The sequence below is a fragment of the Streptomyces alboniger genome (genome assembly GCF_008704395.1).
Taxonomy (GTDB): Bacteria; Actinomycetota; Actinomycetes; order Streptomycetales; family Streptomycetaceae; genus Streptomyces; species Streptomyces alboniger.
In genome coordinates, this window is record NZ_CP023695.1 from 3,699,523 (window position 1) to 3,714,885 (window position 15,363).

General features: G+C 71.6%; 14 protein-coding genes. 11 read left to right on the forward strand and 3 right to left on the reverse strand.

What is annotated here, in order from left to right:
• The first annotated feature begins 137 nt into the window (after positions 1-137).
• From CP975_RS16370 to CP975_RS16385, 4 genes are all read left to right on the forward strand, one after another.
• Positions 138-1,163 carry a S1C family serine protease gene (locus tag CP975_RS16370; protein WP_150477044.1) on the forward strand — a complete coding sequence of 342 codons (1,026 nt, stop codon included), beginning with the start codon at positions 138-140 and terminating at the stop codon, positions 1,161-1,163.
• Between the two features lie 75 nt (positions 1,164-1,238).
• Positions 1,239-1,976 (forward strand): response regulator transcription factor, encoded by a 738-nt coding sequence (locus CP975_RS16375; protein ID WP_150477045.1) that lies wholly within the window; start codon positions 1,239-1,241, stop codon positions 1,974-1,976.
• Positions 1,973-3,406 (forward strand): sensor histidine kinase, encoded by a 1,434-nt coding sequence (locus tag CP975_RS16380; protein WP_055533210.1) that lies wholly within the window; start codon positions 1,973-1,975, stop codon positions 3,404-3,406. Before CP975_RS16375 ends, CP975_RS16380 begins: the two co-directional genes overlap by 4 nt.
• Before the next feature lie 114 nt (positions 3,407-3,520).
• Positions 3,521-4,015 carry a cupin domain-containing protein gene (locus CP975_RS16385; RefSeq protein WP_055533208.1) on the forward strand — a complete coding sequence of 165 codons (495 nt, stop codon included), beginning with the start codon at positions 3,521-3,523 and terminating at the stop codon, positions 4,013-4,015.
• A gap of 15 nt (positions 4,016-4,030) precedes the next feature.
• Here CP975_RS16385 and CP975_RS16390 read toward each other — a convergent pair whose 3' ends face one another.
• The 3 genes from CP975_RS16390 to CP975_RS16400 all read right to left on the reverse strand — a co-directional run bounded on the left by CP975_RS16390 (position 4,031) and on the right by CP975_RS16400 (position 7,880).
• Positions 4,031-5,284: an LmeA family phospholipid-binding protein gene (locus tag CP975_RS16390; RefSeq protein ID WP_055533205.1), complete on the reverse strand. Its 1,254-nt coding sequence runs from the start codon at positions 5,282-5,284 to the stop codon at positions 4,031-4,033.
• Between the two features lie 58 nt (positions 5,285-5,342).
• Positions 5,343-7,175: a bifunctional metallophosphatase/5'-nucleotidase gene (locus tag CP975_RS16395; RefSeq protein WP_055533203.1), complete on the reverse strand. Its 1,833-nt coding sequence runs from the start codon at positions 7,173-7,175 to the stop codon at positions 5,343-5,345.
• A 132-nt stretch (positions 7,176-7,307) separates the two neighbouring features.
• Positions 7,308-7,880, reverse strand: a complete 573-nt coding sequence (locus CP975_RS16400) for an NUDIX domain-containing protein (protein WP_150477046.1) — start codon at positions 7,878-7,880, stop codon at positions 7,308-7,310.
• An 86-nt stretch (positions 7,881-7,966) separates the two neighbouring features.
• Between CP975_RS16400 and mshD the strand changes: the two genes are divergently transcribed.
• The 7 genes from mshD (at position 7,967) to CP975_RS16435 (ending at position 15,301) form a co-directional block, all read left to right on the forward strand.
• Positions 7,967-8,896: a mycothiol synthase gene (mshD, locus tag CP975_RS16405; protein WP_055533201.1), complete on the forward strand. Its 930-nt coding sequence runs from the start codon at positions 7,967-7,969 to the stop codon at positions 8,894-8,896.
• A 122-nt stretch (positions 8,897-9,018) separates the two neighbouring features.
• Positions 9,019-9,480, forward strand: coding sequence for a GntR family transcriptional regulator (locus tag CP975_RS16410; protein ID WP_055533199.1), 462 nt, complete (start codon positions 9,019-9,021; stop codon positions 9,478-9,480).
• Positions 9,477-10,376 carry an ABC transporter ATP-binding protein gene (locus CP975_RS16415; RefSeq protein WP_055533197.1) on the forward strand — a complete coding sequence of 300 codons (900 nt, stop codon included), beginning with the start codon at positions 9,477-9,479 and terminating at the stop codon, positions 10,374-10,376. Before CP975_RS16410 ends, CP975_RS16415 begins: the two co-directional genes overlap by 4 nt.
• The gene (locus tag CP975_RS16420) at positions 10,373-11,392 is read left to right on the forward strand and encodes a hypothetical protein (protein ID WP_055533195.1); all 1,020 of its coding nucleotides are present in this window, start codon (positions 10,373-10,375) and stop codon (positions 11,390-11,392) included. Before CP975_RS16415 ends, CP975_RS16420 begins: the two co-directional genes overlap by 4 nt.
• Positions 11,393-11,506: 114 nt before the next feature.
• The gene (locus tag CP975_RS16425; RefSeq protein ID WP_425474254.1) at positions 11,507-13,858 is read left to right on the forward strand and encodes an RNA degradosome polyphosphate kinase; all 2,352 of its coding nucleotides are present in this window, start codon (positions 11,507-11,509) and stop codon (positions 13,856-13,858) included.
• On the forward strand, positions 13,839-14,867 hold the full coding sequence (locus CP975_RS16430) for a CHAD domain-containing protein (RefSeq protein WP_055533191.1): 1,029 nt from the start codon (positions 13,839-13,841) through the stop codon (positions 14,865-14,867). The genes CP975_RS16425 and CP975_RS16430 overlap by 20 nt, the downstream gene beginning before the upstream one ends.
• Positions 14,864-15,301, forward strand: coding sequence for an NUDIX hydrolase (locus CP975_RS16435; RefSeq protein WP_055533189.1), 438 nt, complete (start codon positions 14,864-14,866; stop codon positions 15,299-15,301). Before CP975_RS16430 ends, CP975_RS16435 begins: the two co-directional genes overlap by 4 nt.
• The last annotated feature ends 62 nt before the right edge of the window (positions 15,302-15,363 follow it).

Consider the following 15,363-nt stretch of genomic DNA (forward strand, 5'->3'; position numbering starts at 1 on the left):
TCGGTTGCCGCTTCGCGGGGAGTTTTCCCACCCGCCCACCCGTTACCCCGGACCTTTATAAGGGGCATACGTACTTCTGCCGCCCTTCTCAGGACGTACTAAGCCCCCTCTCATCTAAGCCGGTCAATCTCAAAGGCATGACCGAGACCTTCCGCCCCAGCGGCGAGTACCCCACGCATCAGCCGCCCGCGCCTGTGCACCACGGCGGTACGCAGAGCGGCGGCGGCGCCTATCCGCCCCCGCCCGCCTACACGCCGGCGGAAGCACCCCCGAACCCCGCCCCGAGGCGCCGCCGCGCCAAGGGCCCCGTCGCCCTCCTCGCCGCCGTCGCCATCGCGGCCGCAGCGGTCGGCGGCGGAACCGCGTACGCCGTGCAGACGCTCACCGACCAGGGCACCCACTCCTCCGCCACCAGCACCGACGTCGTGCCGACCAGCAAGAAGGGCACCGTCTCCGGCGTCGCCGAGGCGGTCAGCCCCAGCATCGTCGAGATCAGCGCCACCACCGCCCAGGGCAAGTCCACCGGCTCCGGTGTGATCACTAGGAGCGACGGCGAGATCGTCACGAACAACCACGTCATCGCCGGGGCCACCTCGATCAAGGTGCGGACGAACGACGGCAGGACGTACGACGCCGAGGTCGTCGGCACCGACAGCAAGAAGGACCTCGCGCTCATCCAGCTGAAGGGCGCCTCCGGGCTCAAGCCCGCGACCCTCGGCGACTCCGACAACGTCAAGGTCGGCGACGAGGTCGTCGCCATCGGCTCCCCCGAGGGCCTGACCGGCACCGTCACCAGCGGCATCGTCTCCGCGCTCGACCGGGACGTCACCGTCTCCACCGGCGAGGGCCAGGAGCAGCCGCGCAGTCCGCAGGGCGGCTGGCCGTTCGAGTTCGGCGGGCAGGAGTTCAACGGCGACACCGGGTCGTCGAAGACCACGTACAAGGCGCTCCAGACCGACGCCTCCCTCAACCCCGGCAACTCCGGTGGCGCCCTCATCGACATGAACGGCAACATCATCGGCATCAACTCCGCGATGTACTCGCCCAGTTCGACGCAGGCGGGCGCCGAGTCGGGATCCGGCAGCGTCGGCCTCGGCTTCGCCATCCCCATCAACACCGTCAAGGACGACCTCGGCAAGCTCCGGTCCGGCTCGAAGACCTGACCCGCGCCGACCGCGCCCGCGTGCGAGGCTGATACCGGCCCCGTTTTCGCCCCTTACCGAGGAAGTCCGAAGCCCATGAGCCCCGCCGAAGGCGACCGCACCGGTGACCGCGAGCAGCTGCGCATCCTGATCGTGGACGACGAACCCGCCGTGCGGGAGGCGTTGCAGCGCAGCCTCGCCTTCGAGGGATACGGCACACAGGTCGCCGTCGACGGCGCCGACGCGCTGGAGAAGGCCGCGGCCTACCGCCCCGACCTCGTCGTACTCGACATCCAGATGCCCCGCATGGACGGCCTCACCGCCGCCCGCAGGCTCCGCGCCACCGGCTCGACCACGCCGATCCTCATGCTGACCGCGCGCGACACGGTCGGCGACCGCGTCACGGGTCTCGACGCGGGGGCCGACGACTACCTGGTCAAGCCGTTCGAGCTGGACGAGCTGTTCGCCCGTATCCGCGCGCTGCTGCGGCGCAGCTCGTACGCCGCCGGGGCGGGCAAGGCCGAGGAGGGGGACACCCTCGCCTTCGCCGACCTGCGGATGGACCTGGCGACGCGCGAGGTCACGCGGGGCGGGCGCACGGTCGAGCTGACCCGCACGGAGTTCACCCTCCTGGAGATGTTCCTCGCACACCCCCGCCAGGTCCTGACGCGCGAGCAGATCCTCAAGGCCGTCTGGGGCTTCGACTTCGAGCCCACCTCCAACTCCCTCGACGTCTACGTGATGTACCTGCGCCGCAAGACGGAAGCGGGCGGCGAGCCGCGCCTCGTGCACACGGTGCGGGGTGTGGGGTACGTGCTGCGGGGCGGCGAGTGAGCGGGCTCGCCGGGCGGTTCCGGGGGCTGCCGTTGCGCTCCCGTCTGGCGTTGCTGGTCACCGTGGCGGTGGCCCTCGCCGTCGCGGCGGTCGCGGTCTCCTGCTGGGTGCTGACCCGCGCGCAGCTGCGGGACCAGATGGACGCCTCGTTGCGCAGCCTGAACGTGGGCCGCGTCTACCTGGACGTGACGGCCGCGGACTGCAATGACGGCCGCACCCGGCCCGACGGTGAGACGTCTCCCGGCACCACCACCGTCTTCGTCCAGATCATCCGGCCGGACGGCTCGCGTTGCGTGGGCCGCGACTCCACGCCCGTGGTGGTGCAGGACTCCGACGTCGAAGTGGCCCAGCACCTGCGGGCGGAGAGCCTGCACGACGCCAGGACGGACGACGGGGCCGCGGTGCGCGTGCTGACCCAGGTGGACCCCGACAGCCGCTACACGGTGACCCTGGCCCGCCCGCTCTCGGAGATCGACGAGCCGCTGAGCAAGCTGGCCCTGCTGCTGACCGCCGTGGGCGGAATCGGCATCCTCGGCGCCGGCGCCGCCGGCCTGTGGGTCGCCCGCACCGGACTCCGCCCCGTGGACCGCCTCACCGAGGCCGTGGAGCACGTGGCCCGCACCGAGGACCTCGGCCTTCGTATCCCCGTCGAGGGCGACGACGAGATCGCCCGCCTGTCGGAGTCCTTCAACTCCATGACGGCCTCGCTGGCCTCCTCCCGCGACCTCCAGCAGCAGCTGATCGCCGACGCGGGCCACGAGCTGCGCACCCCGCTGACCTCCCTGCGGACGAACATCGAACTCCTTGTCCGCAGCGAGGACACCGGCCGGGCCATCCCGCCCGACGACCGCCGCGCCCTGCTCGCCTCCGTCAAGGCGCAGATGACGGAACTCGCCGCGCTGATCGGCGACTTGCAGGAGCTGTCCAGGCCCGACGCGGGCCACGGCAGCAAGGTCCAGGTCATCGCCCTGCACGACATCGTGGAAGCCGCCCTGGAACGGGCCAGGCTGCGCGGTCCGGAGCTGACCTTCACCGCCGACGTGACCCCCTGGTACGTCCGCGCGGAGCCCGCCGCCCTGGAACGCGCCGTGGTCAACCTCCTGGACAACGCCGTGAAGTTCGGCCCTCCCGGCTCCGCCATCGAGGTGGCCCTGCGCGGCGGCGAACTGACCGTACGCGATCACGGCCCCGGCATCCCCGCGGACGAACTCCCCCACGTCTTCGACCGCTTCTGGCGCTCCCCCTCCGCCAGGAGCCTGCCGGGTTCGGGCCTCGGCCTCTCGATCGTGGCCCGCACGGTGGGCCAGGCCGGCGGCGAGGTCACGCTGGGTGCGGCGGACGGCGGCGGCACGGTGGCCTCCGTACGGCTGCCGGGTGCGTCGACGCCCCCTCCGGACGCGATGCCGCCGGGCGCGCCCACCCTGAATTGACCGGTCTTTTCTGCTTGTGACTGCACCCTGATCAGGGCCAATTGGGGACCTAGAGTCGTCCTTACAAGCCGCGGGGGAAGCCCCGGTCGCCGCCCCTGAGCAGGGAGAACAACCATGAACTCCAACATCCTCAAGCCCGTCCTGACCCGCGCCGCCACCGCCGAGACCACCAGTGACCCGAGCAGCGTGATGACCCTGCTCGCCGACTCCGGTACGGACGGCAGCTCGGTCACCAGTTACCGCTCGACCTTCGCCAAGGGGGCGGTGGGCGCCCCCGCCCACTTCCACACCAAGGCCTCGGAGCTGTTCTTCGTCATCGGCGGCTCCCTCAACGTGCTCGTTGACGACGAGGTCGAGACCCTGGAGCAGGGCGACTTCCTGCTGGTGCCGCCGCACACCCCGCACGCCTTCGCCGCGGCCCCCGGCTCGGAGGCCGACGTCCTGTTCGTCTTCACGCCGGGCATGCCCCGCTTCGACTACCTGCGCCTCCTGGGCCGCGTGATGCGGGGCGAGGCGAGCCCCCAGGAGATCAAGGACTCCTCCGAGCAGTACGACAACCACTACGTGGACAGCCCGACCTGGCGCGCGGCCCTCGAAGCGGCCAAGTGACCGAAGCCCCGCGGCTCAGCTCCCGAAGCCCAGTCCCACTCCCGTCAGCCGCACCCGGATCCCCTCCTTCTCCACCGTCACGTCCCGCAGCGACACCGTCCCCTCGCCCGGCACCTTCGGCAGTTGGAAGGCGAGGGTGAGGCGGTCGGCCAGGGCGGGGCGGGTGAGCTGGGAGAGGCCCTTGAGCAGGGCCGGGTCCAGGCCGAGCTTCTTGAGCAGCCAGGGGTGGCCCATCGCCACGTCGATGAGGTTCAGGCCCATCACGTCGTTCACGAAGCGCGGCGAACCGGTGAGGTCATTGAGTTTGGCGTCGCTCTTGAGGGCCTCCCGCACCACGGACTCGGGCACGCCGAGCCGCTTGACGATCGCGGGCACGGACAGCAGCGCCTTCGCCTTGGCGGTCTCCTTGGCCACGCGGTCCGCCGAGCTGCGCGACAGGTGCAGGCCCTCCTTCTCGCGCGTGCCCGGACGGTAGGTCGCCAGGTCGCCGAGTTGCAGGCTCATGCGGCGGATGTCGGTGGAGATCCCGCGCTCGCCGTTGCGCTGGATGCGGGCGTCGGCGCGCACCTTCAGGTCGTGCCCCGCGACGGGCAGCGTGCCGCGCGCGAGGACCTGGTCGCGGCCCTTGCCGGTGAACGTGACCTGGGAGGCGCCCAGTTCGCGGCCCAGGTCCTCGAAGGAGAGCAGCACCTCGCCCTCCATCGCGCCGATGCGGGCGCCCTTGACCGAGGTGGGCCCGTCCCCCTGGATCGTGATGTCCGTGGCGGTCGCGGAGACCTTGGCGAGCGAGACGCGGTCGGCCGCCACGTCCGGGACGGTCACCTTCACCTGGTCCAGGCGCTTGTCGAGCACCTGCGTGAGGAACGGGAACCCCTCGATCTCGACCTCGGGCGCCGCGCTCAGGTCCATCTGCTCCTTGAGCTTCTCCGCGGCCTCGTGCTCGGCGTAGAGCAGGGCCCAGCGGTCGCCCAGGGCGAGGAAGGCGGCGACGACGAGGAGCGCCACCAGGGCCTTCGCGGCGAGCGGCAGACCGGCGAAGCGGCCGCGGGCCCTGCCCCTGCTACGGCCGCGGGCCCTGAACCTGCTACGGCGGCGGCTGCCGCGTCGGTGGTTGGGCGGCTCCCAGGGAGCCTCGTCGGCCGCGTCGGGCTTGTCCTCGTGGAGGAACTCCTCAAGCGGGTTCGGCGCGAGTGCGGCCAGCTCGTCGTACGGGTTGGTGTAGGGCTTGTCCGGGGGCGGTTCCGTGGTTATGCGGTGGGGGGAACGCATCAGATGATCTCACCATACGTTCACACCCCACCCCAAGTTCAGCCGGACGTCGGCTGCGTCACTTCACGATCGTGATGCGGTCCGCCTTCGGCGGCGCGATCGGCTTGTCCGCCGAGGAGTTGGCGGCCAGATAGTCGTTGAACGCCTTCAGGTCGTCGGCGCCGACCAGCGGCTTCGTGCCCTTGCCCAGCTCGGGGAAGCCGTCGCCGCCGCCCGCGAGGAAGGAGTTCAGCGCGACGCGGTAGGTGGCCGCCGGGTCGAGCGCCTTGCCGTTCAGCTTGATGGAGTCCGTCACGACACGGTCGGCGCCGCTCTTGGTCATGTCCAGCGTGTACGTCAGTCCCTCCGACACCTGAAGGATCTTCGGGGAGGCCTGGTTGGCCCCGCCGACCTGCTGCTTCAGGGCGGTGACGAGCTGCGCGCCGGTCAGGTCCACGAGGTTGACCGTGTTGCTGAAGGGCTGCACGGTGAACGCCTCGCCGTACGTGACGACCCCGTCGCCCTCGCTGCCGCTCGCCTTGTGGACGAGGTCGGAGCGGATACCGCCGGGGTTCATCAGCGCCAGGTCGGCCTCCGGGTCGAGGGACTTGGCGTGTGCGAGCTGCGCGTCCGCGATGAGGTCGCCGAGCGGGGCCTCGGGGACTCCCGCGCCACGGCCGGGGATGTCCCCGGAGATGTAACCGACGGGCTTGTTGGCGATGGGTGCGGCCAGCTTGTCCCAGCGGTTGATCAGCGAGGTCATGTCCGGGGCCTTGGCCTGCTCACGGCTGACCACGTGGTTCGCCGACTTCACGCTCGTACGCACGATGTCCTTGGTCCTGCGGTCGTACGTGAGCGTGGTGTCGGTGTAGAGCTTCCCGTAGGAGGACGCCGAGGTGACCATGCGCGGCTTGCCCGCGGGGTCGGGGATCGTACAGACGTACGCGGCATGCGTGTGCCCGGTGACGAGCGCGTCGACCTTGGGCGTGATGCCCTTGGCGATGTCGGTTATCGGCCCGGAGATGCCGTCGCCCGCGCCCGGGGAGTCGCAGTCGTAGTTGTACGACTGGCTCGCGGGGGCGCCGCCCTCGTGGATGAGCGTGACGATGGACTTCACGCCCTGCTTGTCGAGGATCTCGGCGTACTTGTTGACCGTCTTGATCTCGTCGTGGAACTTCAGGCCCTTGATGCCCTCGGCGGAGACGATGTCCGGGGTGCCTTCGAGGGTGACGCCGATGAAGCCGACCTTCACGCCCTTGTGCTTCCACACCCAGTAGGGCTTGAGGATGGGCTTGCCGGTCTTCTCGTCCGTGACGTTCGCGGCGAGGTAGGGGTAGTCGGCGCCCTCGAACTTCTTGGGCTTGCCCTTCCCGTCCTTCTCGAAGCAGCCGTCCTTGGGGTGGCAGCCGCCGTTCTGTATGCGGGCCAGCTCCTTGGCGCCCTCGTCGAACTCGTGGTTGCCGACACTGCTCACGTCCAGGTCCAGCTTGTTCATCGCCTGGACCGTCGGCTCGTCGTGGAAGAGGCCGGAGAGCAGGGGGCTGGCGCCTATCAGGTCACCGGCGGCGGCCGTGACGCTGTAGGGGTGCGCCTTGCGGGCGGTGCGCAGCGAGGTGGCGAGGTACTCGACACCGCCGGCGTCGATCTTCTTCTCGGTCCCGTCGTGCTGCTTCTCCGTCACCTGGCCCGAGGAGCCGGCGGGCGGCTGGAGGTTGCCGTGGAAGTCGTTGAAGGACAGCAGCTGCACGTCCACCGTGCGCTTCTTGCCGCCCTTGCCCCCGCCCGCCTGGTCCTGGCCCGCGCTTGCGGGAAGCGCGGCGGCCAGCGCGCCGAGCGTGGCGAGCGAGGCGGCCGCGGCGAGTACGCGCGTGGCGCGGCGTCCGGGCCTGCGTGGATGGGGTGTGGTTGACACGTGTCCCCCCTGGGGGTGGTGTGAGACGACTGGGAGGGCGATTCCGCCGAGCGCAGCCTAAAGTCAACGCGCGTAGCGCAACAGGGGGTTACGGGTTACGAGGTGGTTGCCATCGGGAGCGATACGGTCACTTCACCCGATGTCCGGTTCTGTCACCCAGCCCTGTCGCCCGGCTGAGCCCGCCCCGCTGGGACCCCCGGCTGGGCCGCCCGGCTGGGCCGCCCGGTTCGGTACGTAACCGAAGTCCACCGGAGTGAGAGGCGCGCCGCCCACCCCGCGCAGGGGCGCGAGCAGTTCCGGCAGCCGGGGCGGCCACAGCGCGTCGGGAGTGGCGGCCAGCTCCGCCGGGGCCCACCAGCGCCAGTGGAGGATCCTGTCCGCGGCGCGCGCGGCGGCCGCCCGCTCGGCCGGCGCCCGGCGCGGGCCGTGGGCGAGGTAGATGTGCTCGTGCTGGCGCACCGGCACCCCCGCGCGCGTGAAGTCGTGCTCCCACGTGCACAGCAGCGGCCCGGGAGCCACATCCGCCCACCCCGTCTCCTCGCGCAGCTCGCGCAGCGCGCCCTCCTCGGGCCCCTCCCCGGGCTCCAGACCGCCGCCGGGCATGGCCCAGTGGACTCCGACCTCCTCGTTGTCGTAACGGAAGAGGAAGACGGCGCCTTGGGGGTCGACGACAGCAACTCGTGCCGCCTCACGGGGAGTTCTCATCCGCGCACCCTAGCCACCAACCCCGCGTGCGACCTGCGTTCCCGCCGGTCCGTCCCTCCCGCGGCCCGCCGCCGTACCCTCGACCCATGACTGACGACCGGCCCGCCGAGGCTCCCGCTCCCCTCCGGAAGATCGATACGCTCGCCGCCCTCACCCCCGCACAGGCCGACGCCGTGCTCGGGCTCCTCGCGGAGGCCGCCCGCGCCGATGGGCAGCAGGCGGTGTCCGAGCAGGGGCGGCTCCAGCTCCGCGGCGGCGCGCGGGAGGGGGTGCGGCACCTGCTGCTCAGCGTCGGCGACCAGCTTGCGGGGTACGCGCAGCTGGAGGACACCGACCCCGTGGAGGCCCCCGCCGCCGAGCTGGTCGTGCACCCCACCTACCGCGGGCGCGGCCACGGCCGGGCGCTCGGCGCGGCACTGCTCGGGGAGTCCGGGCGGCGCCTTCGCGTGTGGGCGCACGGCGGCCACTCCGCCGCCCGGCACCTGGCGCAGGTGCTCGGCCTCGCCCTCTTCCGCGAACTGCGGCAGATGCGGCGCCCGTTGGCGGATCTGGACCTGCCCGAGCCGGTCCTCCCGGAAGGCGTGTCCGTACGTACCTTCGTGCCCGGACAGGACGACGCGGCCTGGCTCGCGGTGAACGCCGAGGCCTTCGCGCACCACCCCGAGCAGGGCTCCCTCACCCAGCGCGACCTCGACGACCGCAAGGCGGAGCCGTGGTTCGACCCGGCCGGCTTCTTCCTCGCCGAGAAGGGCGGGGAGCTGGTCGGCTTCCACTGGACGAAGGTGCACGCGCAGGAGAGCCTCGGCGAGGTGTACGTCGTCGGGGTGCGCCCCGGCGCCCAGGGCGGCGGCCTCGGCAAGGCCCTGACCACGACGGGCCTGCGCCACCTCGCGGGAGCGGGTCTGCCGACCGCGATGCTGTACGTGGACGCCGACAACAAGGCGGCCGTGAGCGTCTACGAGCGGCTCGGCTTCGTGACGCACGAGACGGATCTGATGTACCGCACGGAGTCCTGACCGGGGTCTTACGAGGGTCCTTACCCGGCCGGCGGACCCTTCGAGGGGCGGCGTCACTTGACGCCGCCCCATTTTTGCACCACCCTTTCACTACTCAATTAGTGAAAGGGTGGTGCAAGGCAGTGGTCGAATACCGCATCGACCGGCGCAGCGGCGTCGCCACCTACCTCCAGATCGTCCAGCAGACCCAACAGGCCCTGCGCCTTGGCCTGTTGGCGCCCGGCGACAAGCTGCCCACGGCACGCGAGGTCGTCGAGGCGACCGCCATCAACCCGAACACCGTGCTCAAGGCCTACCGCGAGCTGGAGCGCGAGGGCCTCGTCGAGGCCCGCCGAGGCCTCGGCACCTTCGTCCGGAAGTCACTGGGCAGCGCGCCCGCCGACTCGCCGCTCCGGGGGGAGCTGGCCGAGTGGGCCGCGCGGGCCCGCGCGGCGGGCCTGGAGAAGGACGACATGGCGGCGATCTTCACCGCCGTACTCGAAGAGCAGTTCGCACCGCCGCAAGCGCCGACGGCCACCCACGCATCGGCCGCTTCACCGGCACCGGCCGCTTCACCCGCACCGACCAGGGGGAACTCCGTATGACCGACACCGCCATCGAGGCACGCGGCCTCACCAAACGCCACGGGCGCCGACGCGCCCTGCACGACTGCTCGTTCCGCCTGCCCGTCGGACGGATCTGCGCGGTCGTCGGCCCCAACGGCGCGGGCAAGTCCACGCTGCTCGCCCTCGCGGCGGGCCTCGACCGGCCCACCGAGGGCGCCCTGACCGTCCTCGGCACCAGCCCGGCGCAGGCCCGTGCCCGCGTGGCGTACGTCGCCCAGGACAAGCCCCTCCACCCACGGCTGACCATCGCCGACACGCTGCGCCTCGGCGCCGAACTCAACCCGGGCCGCTGGGACATGGCCGTCGCCGAGCGCGTCGTCGGCGGCGCCGACCTCGACCCGGGCGCCCGCGTCCGTACGCTCTCCGGCGGACAGCGCACCCGCGTCGCCCTCGCCCTCGCGCTCGGCAAGCGGGCCGAACTCCTGCTCCTTGACGAGCCGATGGCCGACCTCGACCCCTTGGCGCGCCATCAGCTGATGGGCACCCTCATGGCGGAGGCCGCCGAACACGGCACCACCGTCGTCATGTCCTCGCACATCGTCGGCGAACTGGCCGACTCGTGCGACCACTTGCTCCTCGTGTCCGGCGGGCGGATCCGGCTCGGCGGCGGCATCGACGACCTCGTCGCCGCGCACGCCCTGGTGACCGGCGCCCGCCCGGCCGCGGACCTCACCCCCCACACGGTCATAGAATCCCGCGCCACCGGCCGCGGGGTGACCGCCCTGATCCGTCCCGAGGGCCCGCCCGACGACGGCTGGGAGGTCGAGGAACCTTCCCTGGAGGAACTGTTGCTGGCCCATCTCCGATCACCGGACGCGCCCGTGCTCCTGACGCCGAGCACGACCGCCCCGTCCCGGGCCGGGGTGAACGCGTGACCACGCTGACGACGGCGCCCGCGAAGCCGACGGGTCGCCGCACCGCCTTCACTCTGCCGGGCCCGTACCGCGCGGTCCTGCTCCAGCACCGGGCCGCCCTGTGGATCGCGCTCGGGCTCTTCGCGCTCGGCGCCGCGGCGCTGATCGCCGACCGTCTGTGGGTCGCACACGCGGCCGATGCCTTCGCGGCGTCCGACTGCTCGATCAGGCAGACCGCGAAGGAGTGCGGCGGCCCGGTCCGCGGCTACCTCGACGCCGAGATGCAGTTCGGCAGAAACCTCGACTACATGGGGATGGCGATCCTCGCTCTGCCCTGTCTGATCGGTGTCTTCGTCGCGGGCCCGCTCATCGCCAGGGACCTGGAAACGGGCACGTACAAACTGGCCTGGACCCAGTCGTACTCCCCGGCCCGCTGGCTCGCCGCCCGCCTCGCCGTGTGCGCCGCAGTCGTGATCACCGGAATGGGTCTCCTCGCCGCCGTGCAGCGCTGGGCATGGACCAGCGGCCCAGAACTCGAGTACGACAGGGCGGCCTGGTACGAGCGCGCGATATACGGATCGGTGGGGCCGGTCGCCGTCGGGTACGCCCTGCTCGGGCTCGCCGTGGGAGCGCTCGCCGGAATCCTGCTGCGCCGCACGCTGCCCGCAATGACCGGCGCCGGGGCCGTCATCGTGAGCGCGGTCGCCGTACTGCCACTGGCGCGGCCCCACCTGTGGGCCACCGAGACGGTCAGCTGGTCGCGCACCTCTCCCCCGGCCACCCCCGGCTCCGGTTACCCGGTGGAGCGGGGCATGCTCACCTCCGACGGGAGCCGGCTGCCGGAGTCGCTGTGCTGGGACCCGGTACGGGACTCCGACCCGTGCTTCGCCGAGCACCAAGTCACCGGGTGGTACAACGACTTCCACCCCTCGTCCCACTTCTGGCCGCTCCAGCTCGTGGAGACCGGCATCGTCCTCGCCCTCGCGGCCGCCGCAACGTACGCCGCGTTCCGCCTCCTCCGCCGCCGTACCCCCTGAAACGTACGTTCCCGGAGACCCCCGGCACCACGAACCCCCGGGGGTCTCCCGTCGATGTCCCGCACGTCATGTCGCCGTAACCGCCGATTCAGACAGGCTTGCGACGCTCGGCCAATGCAGCCCGCCGTGCCCGACCCGCCCCCGGAGAACGGGAAGCTCCGCCTCACTCCCGCGCTCTCCGACGCGCCCATCGGCGTACCCACGCGGAAGAATGGCTCTATGAGCCAGCAGAACACGCATGGACAGGTACAGCACGCCCAGCCTTCCGTCGGTTCCATCGCCGCGCACAGGCCGCACACCATCGCCGCCACCATCTCCGACCTGGCCCCGGACATCGACGCCGATCTGGACGCGTACGACGAGGACGCCCAGGTGGGGCACGACGGCGTCGAGCTGCCGCAGGGGCGGTTCCTGGACCGGGAGCGCAGTTGGCTCGCGTTCAACGAACGGGTCCTCGAACTGGCCGAGGATCCGCAGACACCCGTCCTCGAACGGGCTAATTTCCTCGCGATCTTCGCCTCGAACCTGGACGAGTTCTTCATGGTCCGCGTCGCCGGGCTCAAGCGCCGCATCGCGACCGGCGTCGCCACCCGCTCGGCCTCGGGCCTCCAGCCCCGCGAGGTCCTCGAACTCATCTGGAACCGCTCCCGCGAGCTGATGGCCCGGCACGCCGCCTGCTACCACGACGACGTCGCCCCCGGCCTCGCCGAGGAAGGCATCCAGCTGGTGCGCTGGCACGAGCTGACCGAGAAGGAGCAGTCCCGGCTCTTCACGCTCTTCCGACAGCAGATCTTCCCCGTCCTGACGCCGCTGGCCGTCGACCCCGCGCACCCCTTCCCGTACATCTCGGGACTCTCCCTCAACCTCGCCGTGGTCGTACGCAACCCGGTCTCAGGACACCAGCACTTCGCACGCGTGAAGGTCCCTCCGCTGCTCTCCCGCTTCCTGGAGGCCTCCCCCCAGCGGTACGTCCCCATAGAGGACGTCATCGCCGCTCCCGCGCACCTCCAGGAGCTGTTCCCGGGCATGGAGATCCAGGAGCACCACATGTTCCGGCTCACCAGGAACGAGGACCTGGAGGTCGAGGAGGACGACGCCGAGAACCTCCTCCAGGCCCTGGAGAAGGAGCTGATGCGGCGCCGCTTCGGGCCCCCGGTGCGCCTGGAGGTCGAGGAGACCATCGCCCCGAACGTCCTCAGCCTCCTGGTGCGCGAGCTGAAGATCAGCGAGGCCGAGGTCTACCCGCTGCCCGGCCCGCTCGACCTCACCGGCCTCTTCAGCATCGCCAAGCTGGACCGGCCCGAGCTGAAGTACCCCAAGTTCGTGGCCGGCACCCACCGCGACCTCGCCGAGGTCGAGTCGGCGTCCGCGCCCGACATCTTCGCCGCCCTTCGCGAACGCGACGTACTCCTGCACCACCCGTACGACTCCTTCTCCACGTCCGTGCAGGCGTTCCTGGAGCAGGCGGCCGCCGACCCGGACGTCCTCGCGATCAAGCAGACGCTGTACCGCACCTCGGGCGACTCCCCCATAGTCGACGCGCTCATCGACGCCGCCGAGTCCGGCAAGCAGGTCCTCGTCCTCGTCGAGATCAAGGCCCGCTTCGACGAGCAGGCCAACATCAAGTGGGCGCGGAAGCTGGAGGAGGCGGGCTGCCACGTCGTCTACGGCATCGTCGGCCTGAAGACCCACTGCAAGCTCTCCCTCGTCGTACGCCAGGAGGGCGAGACCCTGGTCCGCTACTCGCACGTGGGCACCGGCAACTACCACCCCAAGACCGCCCGCCTCTACGAGGACCTCGGCCTGCTCACCTCGAACGCGGAGGTCGGCGCGGACCTCTCCGACCTGTTCAACCGCCTCTCCGGCTACTCCCGCAGGGAGACCTTCCGCCGCCTCCTCGTGGCCCCCAAGTCCCTGCGCGACGGCCTCGTCTCCCGCATCGACAAGGAGATACAGCACCACCGCGCGGGCCGCCCCGCCTACGTCCGCATCAAGGTCAACTCGATGGTCGACGAGGCGATCGTCGACTCGCTGTACCGCGCCTCGCAGGCAGGCGTCGAGGTGGACGTGTGGGTGCGCGGCATCTGCGCGGTGCGGCCCGGCGTCGCCGGGCTCTCGGAGAACATCCGCGTACGATCCGTCCTCGGCCGCTTCCTGGAGCACTCCCGCGTCTTCGCCTTCGGCAACGGCGGCGAACCGGAGGTGTGGATCGGCAGCGCCGACATGATGCACCGCAATCTCGACCGCCGTATCGAGGCGCTGGTCAGGGTCCAGGACCCGGCGCACCGAGCGGCCCTCAGCCGGCTCCTGGAGACCGGCATGTCGGACACCACCGCCTCCTGGCACCTGGGCGCGGACGGCAACTGGACCCGCCACTCGGTGGACCCGGACGGCCAGCCCCTGCGGAACGTTCAGGAGATGCTCATAGACGCCCGGAGGCGCCGGCGTGGCACAGCAACACCATGAGATGACGGGTACCACCGGCACGGCGGGCGAGGTCCTCGCGGCCTACCTCCAGGAGCAGGCCACGGAGTTCCTCCGGTCGCTGCGGCTGCACCGCGAGTCCACGACGGACGCGCAGGGCGCCGAGGCGTCCCTGGAGGCGGCCCGCGCCCTGCGCCGTGCCGCCCGCCGCATCGGCGCCACGCTGCACACGTTCCGCCCGCTCCTGGACACCGAGTGGGCGGCGTCCCTGCGCCCCGAACTGTCCTGGCTCTCGGACACCCTGGCCCAGGAACACGCGTACGCGACCCGCCTGCACCGCCTCCTGAACGCCCTGCACCGCCTCTCGGGTCCACCCCTGGTGCCGAGCCCGGCACAGCCCCGAGCGCCGCGCGCCGAGGAGAGAGGCAGCGCCCCCCGAGGCCTGACCGTAGGCGCGGCCAAAGCCGCGGCCCTCCTCGAACGCCAGCTCACCCTGGCGAAGACGCGGGCCCACTCCGCAGCCCTGCAAGCCATCGGCTCCTCCCGCTTCCACGCGGTAGCGGACAACGTGGCGGTGCTGGCCAGCGAAGTCCCCCTGCGCGACGGCGCGGACGACCTGAAGCCGCCGGCCGCCAAGGCCGACGCCGACCTCGCCGAAGCGGTCGCCGCACTCCCGCTCGGGCAGGCCGGACACCCGTACAACGCCGAGGCCCTGGTCCACGGCCTGGCGGCCGAAACCGCGCCGGACGCCCAGGACGCCCCCTGGCTGAAGGTCCGCTCCCTGCTGCGCCTGCACAGGTACGCCCTGGAGGTCCTGCACGGCCACGCCGCACCCGAGCCCCGCCTGGCCGAGGCGAGCCACGCCCTGAACATCCACCGCGAGGCCGCCGCGGCCGCGTCGGCGGCCGCGCAGGCCGCCCGCACCCCCCGCATCGCCCCCGCCACGGCGTACGCCCTGGGCGTCCTCCACGCCGACCAGCGCCACGAGGTCGAGGCGGCGAGGTTCGCCTTCCAGCAGGCCTGGCAGCACGAGACGGTGAGTACGAGGTGACGCACCCCGGCGGCTCCGCCCCCTCGGCAGGCTCCGTCCACGCGGCCGGCTGTGTCCTGTGGCGCCGCTCCCCGGCGGACGGCGCGCTGGAGATCTGCCTGGTCCACCGCCCGAAATACGATGACTGGTCACACCCCAAGGGCAAGCTGAAGCACTCCGAGGAGCCCCTGGCCGCCGCCGTGCGCGAGGTCCTGGAGGAGACCGGGCACCACTGCGTCCCCGGCGCCCGCCTGCCCACGCTCCACTACCTCGCGCAGGGCCGCCCCAAGCAGGTCGACTACTGGGCGGCCGAGGCAGGCGGCGGCCACTTCGAGCCCAGCCGTGAGGTCGACCGCGTCAGCTGGCTGCGCCCCGCCGCCGCGCGCGACCGGCTCACACACCCCCGCGACCGGGCACTCGTAGACGCCCTACTCAGCGTCCTTCACCTGGCGTAATCTGTCGGATACGTTCCGTGACGTGATGTCGCACCAGGCCGACCGCCGAGGTTCACCCTCCG

Bases quoted from the DNA above. Each gene is read 5' to 3' on its own strand.
- CP975_RS16370 (WP_150477044.1), top strand. From the start codon at position 138: ATGACCGAGACCTTCCGCCCCAGCGGCGAGTACCCCACGCATCAGCCG.
- CP975_RS16375 (WP_150477045.1), top strand. From the start codon at position 1,239: ATGAGCCCCGCCGAAGGCGACCGCACCGGTGACCGCGAGCAGCTGCGC.
- CP975_RS16385 (WP_055533208.1), top strand. From the start codon at position 3,521: ATGAACTCCAACATCCTCAAGCCCGTCCTGACCCGCGCCGCCACCGCC.
- CP975_RS16390 (WP_055533205.1), bottom strand. From the start codon at position 5,284: ATGCGTTCCCCCCACCGCATAACCACGGAACCGCCCCCGGACAAGCCC.
- CP975_RS16400 (WP_150477046.1), bottom strand. From the start codon at position 7,880: ATGAGAACTCCCCGTGAGGCGGCACGAGTTGCTGTCGTCGACCCCCAA.
- mshD (WP_055533201.1), top strand. From the start codon at position 7,967: ATGACTGACGACCGGCCCGCCGAGGCTCCCGCTCCCCTCCGGAAGATC.
- CP975_RS16415 (WP_055533197.1), top strand. From the start codon at position 9,477: ATGACCGACACCGCCATCGAGGCACGCGGCCTCACCAAACGCCACGGG.
- CP975_RS16425 (WP_425474254.1), top strand. From the start codon at position 11,507: ATGCAGCCCGCCGTGCCCGACCCGCCCCCGGAGAACGGGAAGCTCCGC.